Source organism: Chitinophaga costaii, from assembly GCF_900094705.1.
Lineage (GTDB): Bacteria > Bacteroidota > Bacteroidia > Chitinophagales > Chitinophagaceae > Chitinophaga > Chitinophaga costaii.
Genome location: NZ_FMAR01000007.1, coordinates 16,370 through 35,571 on the forward strand (window position 1 = coordinate 16,370; position 19,202 = coordinate 35,571).

A 19,202-nucleotide genomic window follows, 5' to 3' on the forward strand; every position below is an offset into this window, starting at 1 on the left:
TGGTTTGACCCAACGGTATTAACACCGCTTACAGGGGCATTTGCATTTCATATTGATGGATATATGCCTGAAGTCCATGCCTGCGCAGGTAGTGTATCTTTTCCGGCTGGCGGCTGTCTACGTTATTAACCTTTACAGGGTTAGCTATTTGTGAAACGCCCATCAGCAAAGCATTCCAGTGAACGGGGCTATGGTGCATACAATCCACCTGTGCTACATAGTTATATTCCGGCTGCACCACGAAGTAGCCAACGCGTTCTTCCTTTCTCCACACGTAATAATATTGAAAATTACCGCCTTCCAGGCTTTCCGGCTGGTGCTCCCAGGCCTGCCATGCTTGCGCCGGCAGGGTATTCCACTCCATGCGGTGAAAAGTGGTGGCTTCCAGTCGCATGGCCGCGTCGGGCCGTGCCAGCAATACGCCTTTGAAGCAAAAATATTCTTTCACGATGCGGAATCCTACGCGTGTATATGCTTTCAGCGCCACCTCATTTTGCTGGATCACTTCCAGCGACAACAGCGCTATACCCATCGCTTTTAATGCCGGGATGGCCTGCGCATAAAGAGCCTGTACAATACGGCGGCCCCGGTAGGCCGGCAGTACGCCAGTACCATCGTTGAAGGCCATGCGTACCCCCTGCCGGGTGTCTATGGCATGCAGTACAAAACCTACCAGCAACTCCCCGTCAAACATACCATAGGAGCAGTCTAAACGCACCATGGCGGCCTTCCAGCGGGCAGCGTAATACTCCACGCTGTTGGACACCTTCACGGAATAGCCTTCGAATGACTGTACAAAACAATCTACGAGTACAGACAGCGGAAGATGGGCAAGCGTACGTATTTCCATAATTCAAATGTAGCACCTATCGGGTATAAAGTAAGGGGTACCATACACTCCGCCATCACGCAGGCTAAAGGGCATGGTACCACGCCGGTATTAATCAGGTAAGCCATATTTTACAGAACGATCCGTTTGCCCGTAGCAGCCGACCGCTTGGCGGCGTCCAGTATTTCCATCACGATCATATTGTAGCGAAGGGAAGAAAGATCATCTGTGCCAGGCAGCTCGCCATGCAGCACGGCCGCCAAGTATACCATAGGATCATTGATGGGCGTGGGCAGTGGTGGGGCGTTGCTTACGCTTACTTTATTTTCCCGCTGGCGCTTGTACAGGTGGGTGCCGTCCAGCGCGTGGAGGTAACCGGTTTCGCCAAACACTTCCAGGTCTTTGATAGCGAAAGGCCAGTTCCACGACGCTTCTATAAGACCGGTACTGGATGGGTATTCTATCAGGATGGTGGCATCGTCATCCACTTTGGGATACACGGCGGGTTTGTAATGACGGGTGATGGCCGTAACGGCCAGCGGACGCTGGCCCTGCGTGAACCAGGTCATGAGGTCTGCACCATAACAGCCAAAATCGTTGAGCGCCCCGGCCCCATTCAGTGCCGGATCGGTAAGCCAGCTTAGGAAGGCCTCACTGCAACCAATTTCCTTGGGACCCTGGTGGCCGTCGTGTACCACCATTTTTTTGATGCCACCAATGCTATCGGCCTGCACCGATTTGTACAAATCAAAATAGGAAGCATACCAGGTGGTTTCGTAATTGGTCAATACCTTCACCTTATATTTATTGGCCAGTGCTTGTATTTGCTGCGCTTGCGCCAGGGTGGCTGCCAGGGGTTTTTCCACCATCACTGGAATGCCCATCGGGGCGCAAAGCTGTATAACATCCAGGTGGTGACCTACGGCATTATAACCCAGTACGGCATCCGGCTTTTCATGGACCAGTGCGGTTTTCAGATCACTGTAAAAGAGGGAGTCCGGCAGGTGATAGGTTTTTGCAAAGCGCTGTTGCAGGGCCTTATCTGGCTCGGCAATGCCGATAATGTTTACCTGCCCGGCTTTGTAAGCGTGGAGTATATTGTGGATATGATCGTGGTTCAGGCCTGCCACCACTACATTCAACAGCGACTGCGCCTTTAGGCTGCCCGATAGCAGGGAAAAGCCCGCCAGCAACAGCAAGCGGGTAAAAGATTTTTTGCACATAAAGGTTCCGTATATGTTACGGCATACAAGATATTATTATATTTTTAACACACTGTTACAATCAGTGATAAAATACACGAATGGAAAATAATATCCCTTCAATTGAACTGGCAATACAAACGATCCGAAAAAATCCCCTTCGTTACCTGGGCAGCATCAACCACAATGGCGTAGTGAATATGGTGCGCTGCCTGCTGGAAGATCTGCCCGAGGCAGAGTTGTCACCAATAACGGTGGAAATTGTTTTTCACCCCGGTAACCGGGTATTGATAACCTTTAGCTACGTGCGGCTCAGCCACTTGTCCGATCTTTTCACACCGCATGACGGGGATAGCGAAGATCGTCCCGTCCAGGCTCCCGCCATACTGCTGGCGCTAAATACCGATGTGAAGATCAGCGTTCATTACCAGAACGCCACCGGCGTGTTGTACGGAGGACGCGGGGAGTATAGCATTGGCACCGATCCTACTCCTTTACCCCTGCACACCAGCACGGTAGAATTTTCCCTGGATCCCGCCCTATTCGGACCCCTGGAAATCAGCTATGGTTTTTTCAATATTTTCCTGCAGCAGTTCGCCTACCTGCATCCCGGCATCACCATCATCAGCACTGACCAGCGCACGGTATACCAGCACAACGTTTTCCATTATCCCCGTGGCGTGGCCGAGCAGTTAGATACCTATATTGCCGGGTATAATCATCCCCTACTTCGCCTGGACCTGCATACGGAAATAGGACGTTATGCCTACCAGGTAAGCCTTTGCTTTTTATTTACTACGCCCCCCAAACCCAAACCACAGTTGCGCAGCTTTGCAGGATCGGAAGAAACGCCCGAAGGAGGCTCTCACCTGGATGCTGTGAAGAAAGGTTTTCGCATGGCACTGAAAGAAATGGCGGGCCGTCATAAAGAAAAAAAGAAGCTAAACATTGCCCGGAAAAAGGTGGCCGCAAACCTGAGCGGCATCGTAGCCATTCAAGGGCCAGCGCTGCATTACGCCAAATCATCCAAACTAGAGCTGGACATGCCGAAGGTGAAGAAACAATTACAGCATTATGTGTTTATGCAAACAGTAGATTATTTACAGGCCCACCCTGATATTACCACCCAGGTGTTGGGTATATTTTAAAACCACCACCGCAGCTTTTTTTATGCCTGGCTATTTTGCCATGAGCCTTCTCCAGGGCGCTCAATGGTTCATGTAGTAGCGGACCTTAAAATAGGTAATGATCTTGTATAACAGGACTACCCCGCCCACCGCCATCAGCGAAAAGCTAATGACAGATAATTCATGCCTCTCCAATGCAGGATGCTGAATATGGCCCCTACCATACCAATGCAAAATCCTATTATTAGCAGCATGATGGCGTGTTTTGCTTTCATATTTCCCAAATAAATAAAAATACGCAGTGATATAATTGCCCTTAAAAAAACATGCCATGGATGGAAGCCTCCCGGTACACTTTAACCCAGTCGAAAAGGATTTTGCGCCCCGTAGAGAATACCTATCTTTAAGCCATAAACTTCTGCTATCGCTTATGTGGGTTAAAACTCTGCTTACACTTGCTTTTTCCATCTATGGGGTGGCCGCCCTGGCTCAGCGTCCGGTGATCTTCGATACAGATATGGGGCCAGACTATGACGATGTGGGGGCCATTACCCTCCTGCATGCCTTCGCCGATAGCGGCCAGGTGAAAATACTGGCCACGGTGGCTAGTACCAACTATGAAGGCGTAGCCGGCGTGTTGGAGGTATTTAACACCTATTTTCGCCGCCCCCACCTGCCCATTGGCGTACCCCACCGCAATGGCCTGCTATTGCGCGATAACCAGCACTGGACAGATACCCTGCTAGCCCGCTACCCCCACACCTTACAACACAATGCCGGGGTACCCGACGCCGTAACCGTATACCGGAAGGTACTGGCTACCCAGCCAGATCATAGCGTAACGATTATCAGCGTGGGCTTTTTCACCAACCTGGCCAACCTGTTGCAATCTCCGCCAGACCAGTATTCCCACCTGAACGGCACCCAATTGGTGCAGCGTAAGGTAAAACAGTTGGTAAGCATGGCCGGCCAGTTTCCGGCAGGCAAGGAGTTTAACGTGGCGATGGACACGGCCTCCTCCGCTTATGTATTTGCCCACTGGCCTACCCGCCTCCTTTTCAGCGGATATGAGATCGGTGAAAAAATAAAGACCGGGCTTCCCTTGATCCAGGATACCCACATTACCCACAGCCCGGTAAAAGACGTATTTAACCTGAGTATTCCCCTGGCGGCGGAAGACCGGGAGGGCCGCATGAGCTGGGACGAATCCACCGTATTGGTGGGCTGCAAAGATCCGTTGACTTATTACACCTTGCAACCGGGCCATATCGTGCTGCATGCCGATGGCAGTAATAGTTGGGACACGTCGGGTAAGCAACAGGCCTACCTCGTTGAAAAGACGTCGCCGGCCACGGTGCAGGCTTACATCAACCAACTGATGAAACACCAACCCAAACATCATAAATGAGCAGGATGCCTTGGCGGCCATATTTTAAAATAGGTACGCATACGGCCCAACGAAACCCCGTTTCACCTGGCCGGGCCTACTCATTACCTTGGCGAAAATTCCTATTTATTATCTCCATATCCGACAGGTAAAAGCATCCGCTGTCTAACACTTTTCATCTTACTCATACGGGATCACCTCAATTTTCACCGGGCCCAAAAGGCCCGATGATTGTAACCCATTTTTAGGATCGGGACTATATAACGCCACCGCTTTTCTTTGATCAGGGGGCAGCAGGGCATCCCCTACCAACCGGTTTACCCAGGTATTCACCACTTTTATTTCCAGGGTATTCTCCCCAGTTTTAAGGGCTTTCGTAATATCCAATTGATAAGGCGGTGTCCATGCCCCTCCTATTTCCACCCCGTTTACTTTCACTTTTGCCACCACCCTGGCCACCCCCAGGTCGATGATAGAATGGTACCCTTTTGCAACAGGGCCTATGTTGAACGTATTGTGGTAAAAGGCAGTGCCGGAATAATATTTTATACTATCATTTGCATGAAGCGACCAATCCGTTAAGGAATCGAATACCATCCGCTTTGCAGGCCCCCGCATAGCAGTATCAAATGTCACCTGCCAGGGCTGGCGGATGGTAATTATTTTTACGGGCGCAGGATAATTAGTGGCGGCATGGCCACTGCTCATGGCATTTTTCCGGAATATCACAAATGCACTTTCATAGGGCGCAAGCTGTAAGGGAACCTGCGTGGTGGTATTAGTTTGCCGGTAGGCAGGCAAATCACGCAGCGTGCCGGTTACGGCATTCCATAATTCAGGCCGTTTGCCGGTGAGGCGGAATGCAGCTTGAATTTTTACCGCTGCGTTTTTCTGGTTGGAGATAAAATAAATAGATCCTTGTGGCAATACACGATGAATGAACAGGATAGAATCGCTTTGGGTAATCTTAACATCCGGTATCACTTTTAACCGTGCAAACGCTTCTTCCATGCTCATGCCGTTTAATACCAATCCCTTACCATAATGATTTTCTTTTACCATCTTTCCATCCACCTTGCCCCAAAGCGCTTCCGCCATTTGCTGAACCTGTAGATCCGCTGTAGGAAAGCCTTGCAGGCTGGGTGAACTTGCTGGCGCAGGCCCCAGGACAACCCCGCCCTGCCGCACCAGTTCTTTGAGGACAGCCAATAATTCTGGCCGCATCGTCTTTAACTGGGACAGCACCAACATGCGGTAAGCGATACCATTTGGCAATACGAACTGGCCATTTTTCACAGACAAAGTACTTTTAATAACGTCTGCATTGATATAGTCAAAAGAATAACCCTGTGGAAGTGCAGGATAGGTAACACCCGTCATTTTGGGGGCATCCTCTCCTATAAAATAAGCGGCATCGGCCACATATTGTCCTTGCTGTAATAAAAAATTGCAGCGTTTGATATAGTGAAGAAATACATCCATATCAAAAAACCAGGTATTTAACCGGTTAAATTCTACGCCAAACCAGGCCGTTATTCCCGGTGCCTTATCATCTGGCTGCTGCGCATAGACATGCAGCAAGGTATTATTGATCCCTTCCGTAAAAAAGCGGTCACCCCGTTTTTTAAAGATAGCCGGATAGCGTGAAAACGGATCTCCAGCCGCTGTGAACGATTCTGCGGATACTTTTGTTTTGCCGTAAATATGGGCAGATGAAGATGCCGCACGGTTTTCAATATCTCCCAGGTCGCCCTCACTCCAAAATTCTCCGCCTACCTCATCCGATTGTCCTCCATACTGCAAAAACTCGCCAGGAAAACCCCAATGGCCGTAGTTTTCCAGCCAGGTAGTAAGCCCGTGCTGGTGGCTGATATTCCTTAAGCCACCTACATATTGGAAAGCCACTTCATTTGCAATAAGTCTTCTTACATCCCAAAGAAAACGGTCTGACTGGTCTGCACTACCCACTACAGTGCCCTGCAATACCGGAATGTAAGGCGTAGGATCATACTGGTATGCCTGTTTAAATGCAGAAATCATGGCGTCTGTCCAGTTCTGACTGCCGGTTTCATAACTATCTTCTACCGTTACTTTCCAGGTTTTCCGGTCTTCCGCCGGGATACGCTGAAGTATCTGCCCCAGGAAAGCATTAAAATGTGCCGTAACATGCTCCTGGCTCATTTTGTCTACTTCCAATCCTTGCCCTTCCGGCGGGGCGGGCGCATTGGTGGTCCCGGTGGGAGTCATGCCGCTGCGTTGTATCATCCAGTTGCCCGCAGGCACTTTCCAGCGCAGCGTACCATCTGCCTCCAGGTAATGGGAAATGTCTATCACGGTGGCAGGATCTACTACAAAGGTGGCACTGTCTTTTGGCGAAGGTGGCCATTGGTAGGCTTCCCAAAAAGGATGCGGCGTAGCCCACATCTTAGCCAATGATTTTTCTATATAATTTTCCACCATGGTTGTGGCGGATAATTTCAGTTCTGTAATGCCACAATCGGAAGAAACATAGGTGAATACCAACCGGTAACTATTGGAAGTAGTAGGCGGCAGGGAGATCACCGCAGGGCCAAAGGGCGTAAAACCCACATTCAGCGCCGGGTTAATACGATTCACGGCAAAGTGTTTCACCGTAACATAGGCATTATTTATTTTAGCCTGGATATCGCCTTCCAGGTATACGGGTTGCGGGGTGGTATGAAATATTACACTGCGCACCGTGTAGGGGCTAGCCGTATTTATATCGAGCGAATAGGTGTGGTGAGGACTAAAATGAACGGCGGTGCGCTCATCATGATCCATTAGATTCCGCAGGGAATCTATCACCGGAACGACAGACAAGGTGGGCTGCAGGGTGCTGATATCGGTAGCATAGCCATCAGCTACCGGGAATGCCAGTACTTTTACATCCTGGAAGTTGGGTTGGGGTGGCGCTAACTTTTCCTGGAAAAGCACCGGCCCTCTTACCGCTACCTGCGAAGCGGTGAGGTAACGCATGGCCTGCGCCGGCTTTATCCAGGGGCCACCAGACTGGCTCCAGCCGGGGCTGTTAAATATACCGATCTCAATATTTAACTGGGTAGCCGTTTTAAGGGCTGTATGTAAAATATCCCACCACGCTTCAGACATAAACTTTACCTTTCCATTGGGTACATCATCTAGCCCAATGTTGCCGATAAATGCCCTGTTGATGCCCACCTTTTTCATGGCTTCCAAGTCTTTTACCACCCCTTCTTTGGAAATATTGCCAGATATCCAATACCAATATACACTGGTTTGAACGGAGTCCGGAATATGTGTAAAGCCGGTTTCAATAGCGGAGAAAGATGGCAGCGTAATTCTACTTTGTGCAGGGGAGCCATTTGCTAATAAAAGGAAAAGAATAGCAATGCCTGAAATTCTAAGTGGAAGCATACAATAAATAATGAAGCCGTAGTTGTCCGTTTAAAATAACATGTAAAAGCGAAAAAGGTAGTCCGTAGCTACCTAGAAATATGTTTAATCCTTCTGCATTGCACCTGTTGTTGCACTAAATACCTGGTCCAAAGATTATAAATATTATTTGAACAAGATGAATCATTTTTGTGTTTACCCAGCGGCGCAAAATCACCCGTTTCCTTACCTTTCATTTGTTGAAAATGAGCAGTACCTTGGTAGCAGGCAGCCAGGCTATATCCATTAGCATGAGCCTGGCCTGCTTATTCCCCCGGATTGTTAAGGAACGGGGCAACCGTATTCCCATTGCAGCGTATGGGCCAGACACCGCCCGTAGATTTTATTTTCAGGGCCAGGTGATGCGGTATAACGGATGGGCAGTGTATGGAATGTAGCCGCAATGTAGACGGTGATGAAAAACCTTCATTAAGTAATAAGTGATGCAAATACGTATGAATAAAGTTTTCTTTATAGCCGTCCTCTTTTGGTGCGGTACTTTGTTTATTGCCATGCATGCAGCGGCACAGGCCTATACGCCTACGGATAAAGGATCTGAGGTGGGGTTCCGGATTGTGAACCACCTGGTCTTCAAATCTACCGTAACCGGCACCCTCGGGCAGTTGCAGGGCAGCATCCACTTTGAACCGGAGCATACGGAGCATGCCAGTTTTAAAGTATCCGTAGCCGTAAGTACCATCAGCACAGGCATAGGCGCGCGGGACAATCACCTGAAAAAAGAAGAATACTTTAACGCCCAGCAGTTTCCCACCATCCTGCTGCAATCCACCAAAGTGGAAAAGGTGGCGCAGGCAAACACTTACCAGCTCACCGGCACGCTTACCATCAAAGGCGTGAGCAAGCCCGTAACATTTACCTTCACCGCCACCCCTCAGCAGGACGGTTACCTGTTTCAAGGCAGCTTTAACATCAAGCGGCTGGATTACCAGGTAGGTCCCGATAACTCGATCGATAACGAGCTTACGGTAACCCTGAAAGTGCTGGCCCTGAAAGCATGACCAGGCATCAGGCGCTTTCTTTTTCCCACCATTGAATTCCGGACATGGCCCTCTTTCCTTTACAAGCTGCTACCCTGCAATTATTACGTTTCCGTTTTTCCTGGCTGCTGCTGCCGGTGTTCCTCTTTGCCCTGTCTATGCTGGACAACGTGGCCTGGTGGCGGGCGTTGGGCATGTTCCTGCTCATTCACGGGCTGCTGTATCCCGCCAGTAATGGATACAATAGCTTCATGGACCGGGACGAAGACAGCATAGGCGGTGTGCAGCACCCCATGGCACCTACCCGGCAGCTGTATACGGTAAGCCTGCTCATGGATATCATAGGTTTTATGGCGGCCTTTCTCATCAGCCTGCATTTTGCCGCCTGTTATGCCGTGTACATCCTTTTTTCCCGGCTGTACAGCTATCGAGGCATCCGCTTAAAAAAATACCCGGTTACCGGCTATCTCACCGTAGTGCTGAACCAGGGGGCGCTCCTGTTTTACATGGTGTACCACAATGCGGGCCTCCCTCCATCCCCCATTCCTTGGGCAGGCCCCGTGGTAAGCTCCCTGCTCATCGGGGCATTTTATCCCATTACGCAGGTATACCAGCACCAACAGGATAAAAAAGACGGTGTTACCACCCTTAGTTACCTGCTGGGCGTGCGCGGCACTTTTGTGTATGCAGGGGCCATATACCTCGTGGCATTTGGGGTGCTGGGCTGGTATTTCCAGGCAGATGGCCACCTGCTTTATTTTTACGTACTGCAAGCATGGTATTTGCCGGTGATTTACCGGTTCCTTCGCTGGGCCTGGGAGTGCTGGAACGATGAACGTGCGGCCAGCTTTTCCAACACCATGCGCATGAACTGGCTGGCAGCTGCCTGTGCCAACGGCGGGTTTATTTCCATCATTCTTTACAAATATTTTTGTGGCTAAGATCATATCTATTTCTACCGCGGTGCCACCCTATCAGCACCGGCAAAATGATATCCGGGATTTCATGCTAAAAGCGTACGGGGTAGATGAACCCAGGCAACGCGTGCTGCGCCACCTTTACCGGCACAGCGGCATAGACACCCGCTACTCCGTGATCCCGGATTACACCGCACCCATGGACGAATGGACCTTTTTTCCCCGTTCAGAAAACCTGGAACCTTTTCCCATGATGGAAAGCAGGATGGCGGCCTTCCATACTTACGCCTGCCCGCTTTCTTTGCAGGCGGCAGAAAAATGCCTGGAGGGTCACCTGCCCAAAGGGGAAATCACCCACCTCATTACCGTGAGCTGCACCGGCATGAGCGCACCCGGCCTGGAACTGATGCTCATGCAGGCCATGGGGCTGAACAATACGGTGGAACACAGCGCCATTAATTTTATGGGCTGTTATGCAGCCGTTCATGGGTTAAAACAGGCAGCAGCCATCGTAGGTGCCCAGCCCGATGCCAAGGTGCTGGTGGTGTGTACAGAACTCTGCACCCTGCATTTCCAAAAAAACTATCATGAAGACGCCATCACCGCGCCCCTGCTTTTTGCCGATGGATCTGCGGCGGTGCTGATAACGGATAATGCCTACCCGGCGCCTGGGCTGCAACTAGACAGCTTTTATGCCGAAGTATGCTGGAGCGGCAGCCATGCCATGACCTGGGAACTGGGCGCTGCAGGCTTTCTCATGTCGCTCTCCGGCTATGTACCCGAGCTTATCCGCCAGGATTTTAACCCCATGGTGCAACGAGCCTTGCAAAAGGCAGGGTACCAGCAGCAGGCCGTACAACACTGGTGCATTCATCCCGGCGGGGCCCGCATACTGGATGCCATTGGAAGCTGCCTGTCTTTACAGGAAAACGACCTGGCCCCCTCCCGGAACATTTTAAAAACCTACGGAAATATGTCGTCTGCCACCCTCCTGTTTGTGCTGAAGGAAATATGGGAAACAAAATCCCAAGGCCCTGGCACTACCATATTTGGTGCGGCCTTTGGCCCCGGACTTACCATGGAAAGCCTTTTAATGAAAGTAGTATGAGCCTGCGCCACCGTTCTTACGAAAAAGAGTTGCTCGATCATCCGGACATACCCTTTGCAGACATCCAGCGCAATATGCAGGAACTAAACCAGGTAAATACCTTGCTGGGCGGTCACGCGGTATCGCGCCGGGGACTGGCCACCCTGCTAGACCAGGCAGCCCCCCCTACTTCGCCGGTAACCATTGCAGAAATAGGCTGTGGCGGCGGAGACAATCTCTTCGCCTTGCAGCAATGGCTGCACGGGCGAAATATTCCTTTTGAACTTACAGGCATAGATCTTAAACCAGAATGTATCACCTACGCCCACACGCAATACGGACAGGTAATGAAAGCCACCTGGATATGCAGCGACTACCGGCAGGTGCAATGGGAAACCCCACCGGATATCATTTTTTCTTCCCTGTTCTGCCATCATTTTACGGATGCAGAAATGGTGGCTCAACTGCAATGGCTGCAACAGCATAGCCGCCGGGGCTTTTTTATCAACGACCTGCACCGCCACTGGCTGGCTTATCATTCCATTCGGCTGCTCACCCGGCTGTTTTCCAAATCTTATCTCGTAAAAAACGATGCTCCCCTGTCTGTAAAAAGAGGGTTCTCCCGGGCAGACTGGCAGCGGCTATTAGGGCAGGCCGGCATTACCGGCTACCGTATTCGCTGGCAATGGGCCTTTCGTTACCTCATTACCGTACCATCATGAAAGCAATTTCCTCCACATACGATGTGATCATTATTGGCGGCGGCCTGGCTGGCCTGGCGCTGGCTATCCGGCTGGGGCAAACGGCGGTAAAGGTGCTGGTGATAGAAAAAGAAGATTATCCCCGTCATAAAGTATGCGGGGAATACATTAGCCTGGAAAGCCAACCCTTCCTGGAAAGCCTGGGCCTCCCCCTGTCGCAAATGGCCCTGCCAGCCATCCGGCAGTTGCAGGTAACAGACGTACAAGGCCGTATAGTAGCTGCCCCACTCCATCCCGGCGGCTTTGGCATCAGCCGTTATACCCTGGACGCCGCGCTGGCCCAACTGGCCGTGGAATCCGGCTGCACCCTGCTCACCCATACCCGGGCAGATGAGGTGATCTCTGAGCGAGATCAGTGTACCGTAACGGCCGGTGGAAAAGTTTATACAGCCCGTGTAGCCTGCGGCACCTGGGGCAAACGCAGCAACCTGGATGTAAAGTGGCAGCGCCCCTTTATCCGCACGCCCCGCAAACCGCTGAACAATTACGTAGGCATTAAATACCACATCCGCTATCCATGGCCACCGTCGCTGATTGCCCTGCATAATTTTAAAGACGGTTATGGCGGTATTTCCGCCATTGAGGATGGTAAATGCTGCCTTTGTTACCTCACCCGCGCCAGTCAGTTGCAAAAGGCTGGCAGCATCCGGCAAATGGAACAGGATATTTTGTTTCAAAATCCCGCACTCAAAAAGATTTTCCAGGAGGCTGAATTTTTATGGGAACAGCCCGTCACCATTTCGCAAATAAGTTTTCAGCAAAAAGAACAGGTGTACGATCATGTATTGCTGCTGGGGGATGCAGCAGGACTCATTGCCCCACTGTGCGGCAATGGGATGAGCATGGCCTTTCATGCCGCTAAGCTGGCCGCCGGGATCATTCCTGCATTTTTATCCGGCCATATTACCCGGGCGCAAATGGAAACACAATATCAACAACTTTGGAAACGGCAGTTTTCCCGCCGCCTGTCTGTAGGCAGGCTGCTGCAAGGCAACTTTGGCAGGAACAAAATCACCTCGCTCTTTTTACGAAGCATGCAATTATTGCCCTTCCTGAAAAAAGCATTGATCAAAAATACCTTTGGGCCTACGTTCTGAAGAATCCCCCTGCTGCCTGCACCGATGATTACAGTATCTGAATAAAAACTTAACTTGTCGCACCAGTAATCATTATTCAAACAGCATTGTATCGTGAAAAAAAGGCTATGGCAGATATCTGCTTTAATGGGAGTTGTATTGTTTGGCGTAACATCGTTCAGGCCTGAAACCTGCACCTGGACAGCCATTGGCGATTCTATCACCTACCTGAATGACCACCTGGACGAAACAGGCCACCGCGTTACCAAAGGGTATCTGACAGCTGTGGTGGAACAACTGCCAGCTATCCAATACATTAACCAGGGCCACAATGGGTGGACAGCGGTACAAATTGCAAAAGAGATCGATAAACTTGGATTAACTTCCAGTGATGTTTATACCATATTGCTCGGCACCAACGATTGGTGGGCTGGCTTGCCACTGGGTACCCTTAACGATTATAAGAATGGCACCAGCACAGGCACTACCTGCGGCGCCTTCCGGGTGATTATTGATAAAATCAGGGCCTTAAATCCCCATGCTAAAATCATTTTAATAACCCCACTACAGCGCGGCGACTTCGTATACATAGCCGACCATCGCAACCATGCTACCGGATCGTATCAGGCTAAAAATGGACAGCTGCTCTCCCAATTTGCTGATGCCGTAAAGGAGATAGGGGCCTATGAACATCTTACAGTAGTAGACCTTTACTATAAAAGCGGCATAACACCTGCCAATGTGGTAAATTTTAAATACATGAAGAACCCCGCCACCGGCCAGTATGAACGTTATTCATTTCCAGCCTACCAAGGCATTCCGTATAACCCTGACACGGACGAATATCCTTACCCGGTAGCGGCTATCAATTATACCTACGATGGGTTACATCCTTCCGATAAGGGGAATAAAAAGATCGCCGATATGCTGGTACCACAACTAAAGCAGCATTGATAATTGTTGTTAGCTACATCCGCTTGCCATTGGATAAATCTTTCCCCTGCGTTTTTTCACCCGATGTACCGTCACATACAAAGTTGTAACCCATTGATTATCTAGGACTAATAATAAAAATTAGTTCTATAAATAAATTTGATTATTTTAACCAAGGTTTCGTTTAAATAGTTCAATAGTTACCCCACCAGCGCAGGAAAAAATCAGCCCCCTCCATATAGAGTTTCGCCCCTTTTATGTTTTAATAACGAAATATGTTTCCTCCCATAAAATCTTATACTACTATGCTCTATACCACTAAAAACAAGCTGGTCATTTGGCCTATACTTTTTCTTTGTTTAGTTGCTTGCTCCCACCAAAAGAAATACGTGACCATTGAAGGGAAGTTAATTGGATTTCATAAGGGAGATAGTGTTATTTATAACAAACCATTCGATGGACATAAGAATTACTTTATTTCCGAAACCACCCCTGTTCTAAATGACAGCGGAGCATTTAAAATAGTTTATGCTTCGGATTCTGCTGGATTTGCTGAAATAAAGTCGAAGAAAGGAAGAATTTTCATATTAGCCCAGAATGGCGACAGCATTCATGTGGAGGAGCAAGCAATTCCCTATGCAGATACTTTTGCCATGCAACCAGTAGTTTTTTCTGGCAGTAACGCAGCCTTCAATAATCTTTATAATAAAATGAATGCAAATTTATTTAACAAGTATAACTACGTAAGAGATTTGTTAGATAAAAAATATCCGGAAGGATCTAATTTATATGATACCCTCTTATCTGGGATAAACAACTATCTATTACCTTTTGATTCACTATATACGCAGAAAAAAACTTCAAAATATTTCCTGGAAATTGCGAAAAGTGATTTTAGAAATGCCCTGTTTTGGGATGTGTTTCATAACATAGGAATATTGGAGAAAAAAAATATATGGGTCATTTCAGAACCGGAAAACGATTTAAGCAGGGACATCCTTCAGCATTCAATGAATGTAGACCCGTTTCTAATGCATACTAATTTTGGAGGTGGGTTATTAGCAGATTTTGTGGGTGAATATGATGTATTATTCCGGAAAAAAGACTACCCTATCTATGATACATTTTATTATAAATACGGTGGTAAATATAAAGCCAGCGCACATTTAACACCAGCATATAGTAAGTTTTTTTGGGCTGAAATGATGGTGTATAAAACAATTCAAAATCAGGAATATGGTTTTTCTTTTGACACCATCTTTTCACACCTGAAAAATACTTTTCCTGATTTCGCTTATATTAAAATTATCGATAGCCTTCATAAAAAATATTCCCCTATAACTAATCAGCCTGCCAAAATAAATAATAACATCCACCTGATCGATTCTTCAGGATCTATGAACAACCTTAATTATGTTATTAAAAAATACTTTAAAGATACCGCCGTGTTTATCGACATATGGGCAACTTGGTGCATGCCCTGTAAAGAGGAGTTCAGATATAAAAAAGAACTTAATGCATTATTAAAAGAAAAAAATGTTAACCTTTTGTATATAAGCTTAGACGATACTTCCATGGAAAATGTATGGCAGCAAAATATTAAACATTTTGAGCTGGAGGGGGCTCATATCCTCGCAGGAAAAAAATTGTCTAAAGATATTGCTGACAAAGTATATAAGGGTGAAGTAGCACAATATATACCGAGATACGCATTGGTAGATAAACACGGGAAATTTATCAGTATGCATATGTCAACACCCAGCAACCTTAGTCAGCTTCATGATGAATTGGATAGTTTACTTGGCAAAAATTAGCTGTAAAATAATGTAATATCATTATTACGCAGCGGCTAGCCTTCCTTTAAAATGCGTGTCAGCACAATACAAAAGCGATCACCTCCTTTGAAAGCTGCAACCCGTAAAATATAATAAAAAAAGCCGCCTCATCATAAAACGATGAGGCGGCTTTTTTTTATAAAGGGCAACTGCTGGTTATAGCAGGCAGTTTAATTTCTGCTGATACTGCCGCCAGTTTGTGAAACCAAACTGCTGGTAGTAAAAGTGGTCGAAGTTTTTGTACCCTTGTTATAAGTACCTGCCGAATATAGCCCATGAAAGTCGGTGCCGTTGTCTACACTGCCGCCAGTGTACAAGGTATAGGCGGTATTGGCCGCTAGCTTAGGACTGGCAAAGAGCAGTGTAGAATAGTCCTTTGGTGCGAGGAAAGTGAGTGCCTCAGTGCCATCTGCAGCTTCAATATGTACGATTTTGTTAGCTGTTCCACTTCCCATTACTACAGATCGTACCGTAGAGGTAGTACTGGGCCCGCTGGTAGCACCGGCAATTCCGACAATGTTACCACCCGTAATCTTGAAGGTGCGGGCATCACAGTCGAAGCTGGCTTCTGGTTGGTTAGCGCCAATGGCGACTACGATGCCACCGGTAACAGTTAACGTACCGTTCGAGTCGATCGCATCATTATTGGTGGCATAAGCATAAATAGTACCGCCGTTAATGTAGATGGCATTGGCCGCATTGAGGCCGTCATCATAGGAGTTTACTGTAATGCTTCCATTATTGACCGTTAAGATACTTTTGCTTTCAATGCCCTCGCCCGCAGTGGTTTTGATCGTGATCGTGCCGCCATTAATGTTTACATAAGGGGTGATCGTATCATTGGTACCTTTATAGGAGGCTACCAAGCCATCGTCTGCCGCATTAATATTAATAGTACCGTCGTTGATGATCACATAACCTTCATCGGCTTCAATGCCATCACTTTTAGCCGTTACATTTATCGTACCACCATCCACAATAAAAGCATCATTGGTATGAATGCCATCTGTAGCAGCGCTGGCCACCGTGATATCCCCGCTCACCACGCGGATGTAATCATCACTGGCTATACCATGCTTATTGTTTCCATTTACCGTGAGGCTCCCGGTTCCGGTAAAGATCAGTTGGCCTTCACTGAACAAGGTACCTTTCTGATCTTCGGTGGAAGTGGCATAGGTAGCCCCATCAGTTAAACTATTGGTGGTGCCGGCGGCCAATTCAATAAAGGCTCGTTTGGAAGACTGGATGTTCAAGGCAGGCCCATCGTTGTTGGTGATAGACGCGCCATTGAGTGTCAGCTTAAATTTTTTCTCGCTATATATCTTTATGGAACCATCACTTGTGGTGCCACTGACCTGATAGTCCACCCCCGAGGCGGTGGCGTTGATCACCACATCGCCATCAGATTGTGTGACGGTAACCCCATCCGAAGCCAATGGATTATTGATGGTTGTGGTGGATCCAAGATTAATTGATACAACGCTGGAAAAAGTAGAATTGGCAATCTCGTCGTCTGCATTGGCACCGGTTTCCGTAGAACCTTCTGCTGTTCCGGAAACAACTGTAGTAGAGATAATAGATGATGTTCCGCTGGCAGTTGTTGTTCCGCCGGTTGATGCAGTACTGTTATCTTTTTTACAACCGGTAGAAAAGCAGGTAAGTAAGAACAGCTGGCCAAAAATCATTGGTCTAAACAGCCATTTGTAGCTTGGGCATATAGGCATATATTATCATTTATTAACCAAAAAAATAAAACACAAATAATTACAACAAAAAAAACGCTTGATTTATAAGACAACAAATTTATGGACAAAATATGCTGGGGTATAACCCAGTACAACGATTGATCAACACTCACTAACGCTTATTATATATCAAGCCACAAGACAGAAAACAGAAAATATTAAACGTATGACACCTGTTTTTTTTAAAAGTTTAATTTGTTTTAAAAGTAATTTTTGGGTTGTTTTTCCCAAATTTTTCATTTTATTTTAAATTTCGCCCTCCTTTACATTCATATCCCTGCTTGCGATTTTTGTTTATTTTAGTAGACCTTAACGATAACAGCCACCACTATAATGCGCTCAAATACCCTGTTTGTTGCGCTTAACGCGCAACAAACAGGGTATTATTGTAGTACAGGAAAATCCTGGTAAAGCAAATATATTGTAGAAAGTTTAATACCCTATGCGGCTCATCGCCGCCCGGCCCTGGAGGACAATGCCGGAAGCTAAACGTGGATGTTGAGAACGTAGGTAATCTTTTTATGCTGCCCCTGATGATGCGAAGTCATTTAAAGCAACTCCAGAATCCCTTCGTTGCGGATAATCGTCATCCCATGCCTATCGGCGCTGATGCCCTCCTGGGAACGGTAAGGATATACTGGCCTGCCATTTTCTATTACTGTAGGCATATATAGGAACTGTATGTTATTAAATTGCTGCTGCAAGGCTGCTCCTACTTCTACGATGTGGGTGGAAACAATAAAAAAGCAGTTACGGTGTGCCGCCAGTGCTTCAGTTACTGCCAGCGTAGCATCGTAGGCGTCTTTTACGTTAGTGCCTTTAAAAAGCTCATCGAAAATAACCACCAGGTTGTGAGGGGCGCTGATTTCGGCGGCAATATTTTTTACGCGTAATACTTCCGCATAAAAATGGCTATAGCCCATGTCGATATTATCCGGCACATTGATCGACGTATAAATACCTTCCATCACAGAAAACGTCATGGCTGCTGCCGATACCGGGAAACCCATATGGGCGAGGTATACGAGGACGCCTACTGTTTTCATATAGGTAGATTTTCCTGCCATGTTAGCACCTGTAAGGAAGATGATGTTGCTACTGCCAGACAGTGTAACGGTATTGGGGATGGCCTTTTCTATGCTGGGATGATAGCCCTCCGCTATGGTGAGCATATTATCACCGGATGCTTGCGCTGTTGCATAGGTAAACCCCCGTGTAGCGGCCACCGTAGCTACCGCGATATATACATCCAGGTCGTACACAAAGTGGAGCAACTGCTCCATTTGCTTACGCAACACTTGCTTAAGCAGGTATTCATACCGCACCAATTTACCATAACCCAGCGTTGCTGCACTGTCTGCCGCGGATAGCCATTGCAGCCGGGTGTCCGCAAAAATGGCAGCTACTTCTCTGAAACGACTATCCAGTGGGCTAGCAGGATGTTCTTTCAATAACCGGTGAATGAATGTTTGCATGGTATTCAATAAACGGATCGCCGCGTCCAGCCCCTTGAGCATGAGCTGATGCTCTTCCCGGAGGCCCATCACGGCCAGCGCTTTTCTGCGTGTTACCTGCACCATGGATGAAAATAATCCTGGTACGGCAAAACTCAAATACTGCTCAAATGCTTTCACCAGTTCATTTTCCAACGGAAACGGCATAGCAGCCTGCTGAAAAAAATGGAAAATACCACTTCTTGTATTGATCTCCTGTTCACGGGACAGCGGTGTACGAAACATAGTATCCAACACGCGTTCTCCGCCCGCAGTAACGGTTTGATTAAACAAGCTGAAGATGGTATTACCCTGGAATTTACCCTGCAAATTCAGGTCATCCATTGTTTGTTTGTCGTATAAAAAAGTACCCCTCATCC

General features: G+C 47.8%; 15 protein-coding genes. 10 read left to right on the plus strand and 5 right to left on the minus strand.

Annotated elements, in window-relative coordinates; genetic code table 11:
• Positions 1-28 precede the first annotated feature (28 nt).
• On the minus strand, positions 29-850 hold the full coding sequence (locus GA0116948_RS11220) for a GNAT family N-acetyltransferase (RefSeq protein ID WP_089712175.1): 822 nt from the start codon (positions 848-850) through the stop codon (positions 29-31).
• 110 nt (positions 851-960) lie between these two features.
• Positions 961-2,052, minus strand: a complete 1,092-nt coding sequence (locus GA0116948_RS11225) for a Gfo/Idh/MocA family protein (protein ID WP_089712178.1) — start codon at positions 2,050-2,052, stop codon at positions 961-963.
• 80 nt (positions 2,053-2,132) lie between these two features.
• Here GA0116948_RS11225 and GA0116948_RS11230 point away from each other — a divergent pair, with 80 nt between their 5' ends.
• Positions 2,133-3,179, plus strand: a complete 1,047-nt coding sequence (locus tag GA0116948_RS11230; protein WP_089712180.1) for a DNA topoisomerase subunit B — start codon at positions 2,133-2,135, stop codon at positions 3,177-3,179.
• A gap of 409 nt (positions 3,180-3,588) precedes the next feature.
• Positions 3,589-4,566 carry a nucleoside hydrolase gene (locus GA0116948_RS11240; RefSeq protein WP_089712519.1) on the plus strand — a complete coding sequence of 326 codons (978 nt, stop codon included), beginning with the start codon at positions 3,589-3,591 and terminating at the stop codon, positions 4,564-4,566.
• Between the two features lie 159 nt (positions 4,567-4,725).
• Here GA0116948_RS11240 and GA0116948_RS11245 read toward each other — a convergent pair whose 3' ends face one another.
• The gene (locus GA0116948_RS11245; RefSeq protein WP_089712184.1) at positions 4,726-7,959 is read right to left on the minus strand and encodes a glycosyl hydrolase; all 3,234 of its coding nucleotides are present in this window, start codon (positions 7,957-7,959) and stop codon (positions 4,726-4,728) included.
• Between the two features lie 224 nt (positions 7,960-8,183).
• Here GA0116948_RS11245 and GA0116948_RS11250 point away from each other — a divergent pair, with 224 nt between their 5' ends.
• The 8 genes from GA0116948_RS11250 to GA0116948_RS11285 all read left to right on the plus strand — a co-directional run bounded on the left by GA0116948_RS11250 (position 8,184) and on the right by GA0116948_RS11285 (position 15,563).
• Positions 8,184-8,375, plus strand: a complete 192-nt coding sequence (locus GA0116948_RS11250) for a hypothetical protein (RefSeq protein ID WP_123891782.1) — start codon at positions 8,184-8,186, stop codon at positions 8,373-8,375.
• Between the two features lie 57 nt (positions 8,376-8,432).
• Positions 8,433-8,996: a YceI family protein gene (locus GA0116948_RS11255; protein WP_165798448.1), complete on the plus strand. Its 564-nt coding sequence runs from the start codon at positions 8,433-8,435 to the stop codon at positions 8,994-8,996.
• Between the two features lie 44 nt (positions 8,997-9,040).
• The gene (locus GA0116948_RS11260; protein ID WP_240619200.1) at positions 9,041-9,916 is read left to right on the plus strand and encodes a UbiA family prenyltransferase; all 876 of its coding nucleotides are present in this window, start codon (positions 9,041-9,043) and stop codon (positions 9,914-9,916) included.
• Positions 9,909-11,000, plus strand: coding sequence for a type III polyketide synthase (locus GA0116948_RS11265; RefSeq protein WP_089712190.1), 1,092 nt, complete (start codon positions 9,909-9,911; stop codon positions 10,998-11,000). Before GA0116948_RS11260 ends, GA0116948_RS11265 begins: the two co-directional genes overlap by 8 nt.
• On the plus strand, positions 10,997-11,701 hold the full coding sequence (locus tag GA0116948_RS11270; RefSeq protein WP_089712192.1) for a methyltransferase domain-containing protein: 705 nt from the start codon (positions 10,997-10,999) through the stop codon (positions 11,699-11,701). Before GA0116948_RS11265 ends, GA0116948_RS11270 begins: the two co-directional genes overlap by 4 nt.
• Entirely contained in the window at positions 11,698-12,837 is a 1,140-nt protein-coding gene (locus GA0116948_RS11275) for an NAD(P)/FAD-dependent oxidoreductase (protein ID WP_089712194.1), read from the plus strand. The genes GA0116948_RS11270 and GA0116948_RS11275 overlap by 4 nt, the downstream gene beginning before the upstream one ends.
• A gap of 93 nt (positions 12,838-12,930) precedes the next feature.
• Positions 12,931-13,770 (plus strand): SGNH/GDSL hydrolase family protein, encoded by an 840-nt coding sequence (locus GA0116948_RS11280; RefSeq protein ID WP_240619199.1) that lies wholly within the window; start codon positions 12,931-12,933, stop codon positions 13,768-13,770.
• Between the two features lie 284 nt (positions 13,771-14,054).
• The gene (locus tag GA0116948_RS11285) at positions 14,055-15,563 is read left to right on the plus strand and encodes a TlpA family protein disulfide reductase (protein ID WP_165798447.1); all 1,509 of its coding nucleotides are present in this window, start codon (positions 14,055-14,057) and stop codon (positions 15,561-15,563) included.
• Between the two features lie 191 nt (positions 15,564-15,754).
• Here GA0116948_RS11285 and GA0116948_RS11290 read toward each other — a convergent pair whose 3' ends face one another.
• Positions 15,755-17,269, minus strand: coding sequence for a carbohydrate-binding domain-containing protein (locus tag GA0116948_RS11290; protein ID WP_165798446.1), 1,515 nt, complete (start codon positions 17,267-17,269; stop codon positions 15,755-15,757).
• A 608-nt stretch (positions 17,270-17,877) separates the two neighbouring features.
• Positions 17,878-19,200 carry a MutS-related protein gene (locus GA0116948_RS11295; protein ID WP_089712200.1) on the minus strand — a complete coding sequence of 441 codons (1,323 nt, stop codon included), beginning with the start codon at positions 19,198-19,200 and terminating at the stop codon, positions 17,878-17,880.
• Positions 19,201-19,202: the final 2 nt, after the last annotated feature.

Coding starts and splice junctions, on each gene's coding strand:
- GA0116948_RS11220 (WP_089712175.1), bottom strand. CDS start 850: ATGGAAATACGTACGCTTGCCCATCTTCCGCTGTCTGTACTCGTAGAT.
- GA0116948_RS11225 (WP_089712178.1), bottom strand. CDS start 2,052: ATGTGCAAAAAATCTTTTACCCGCTTGCTGTTGCTGGCGGGCTTTTCC.
- GA0116948_RS11230 (WP_089712180.1), top strand. CDS start 2,133: ATGGAAAATAATATCCCTTCAATTGAACTGGCAATACAAACGATCCGA.
- GA0116948_RS11240 (WP_089712519.1), top strand. CDS start 3,589: ATGTGGGTTAAAACTCTGCTTACACTTGCTTTTTCCATCTATGGGGTG.
- GA0116948_RS11245 (WP_089712184.1), bottom strand. CDS start 7,959: ATGCTTCCACTTAGAATTTCAGGCATTGCTATTCTTTTCCTTTTATTA.
- GA0116948_RS11250 (WP_123891782.1), top strand. CDS start 8,184: ATGAGCAGTACCTTGGTAGCAGGCAGCCAGGCTATATCCATTAGCATG.
- GA0116948_RS11255 (WP_165798448.1), top strand. CDS start 8,433: ATGAATAAAGTTTTCTTTATAGCCGTCCTCTTTTGGTGCGGTACTTTG.
- GA0116948_RS11260 (WP_240619200.1), top strand. CDS start 9,041: ATGGCCCTCTTTCCTTTACAAGCTGCTACCCTGCAATTATTACGTTTC.
- GA0116948_RS11270 (WP_089712192.1), top strand. CDS start 10,997: ATGAGCCTGCGCCACCGTTCTTACGAAAAAGAGTTGCTCGATCATCCG.
- GA0116948_RS11275 (WP_089712194.1), top strand. CDS start 11,698: ATGAAAGCAATTTCCTCCACATACGATGTGATCATTATTGGCGGCGGC.
- GA0116948_RS11285 (WP_165798447.1), top strand. CDS start 14,055: ATGCTCTATACCACTAAAAACAAGCTGGTCATTTGGCCTATACTTTTT.
- GA0116948_RS11290 (WP_165798446.1), bottom strand. CDS start 17,269: ATGATTTTTGGCCAGCTGTTCTTACTTACCTGCTTTTCTACCGGTTGT.
- GA0116948_RS11295 (WP_089712200.1), bottom strand. CDS start 19,200: ATGAGGGGTACTTTTTTATACGACAAACAAACAATGGATGACCTGAAT.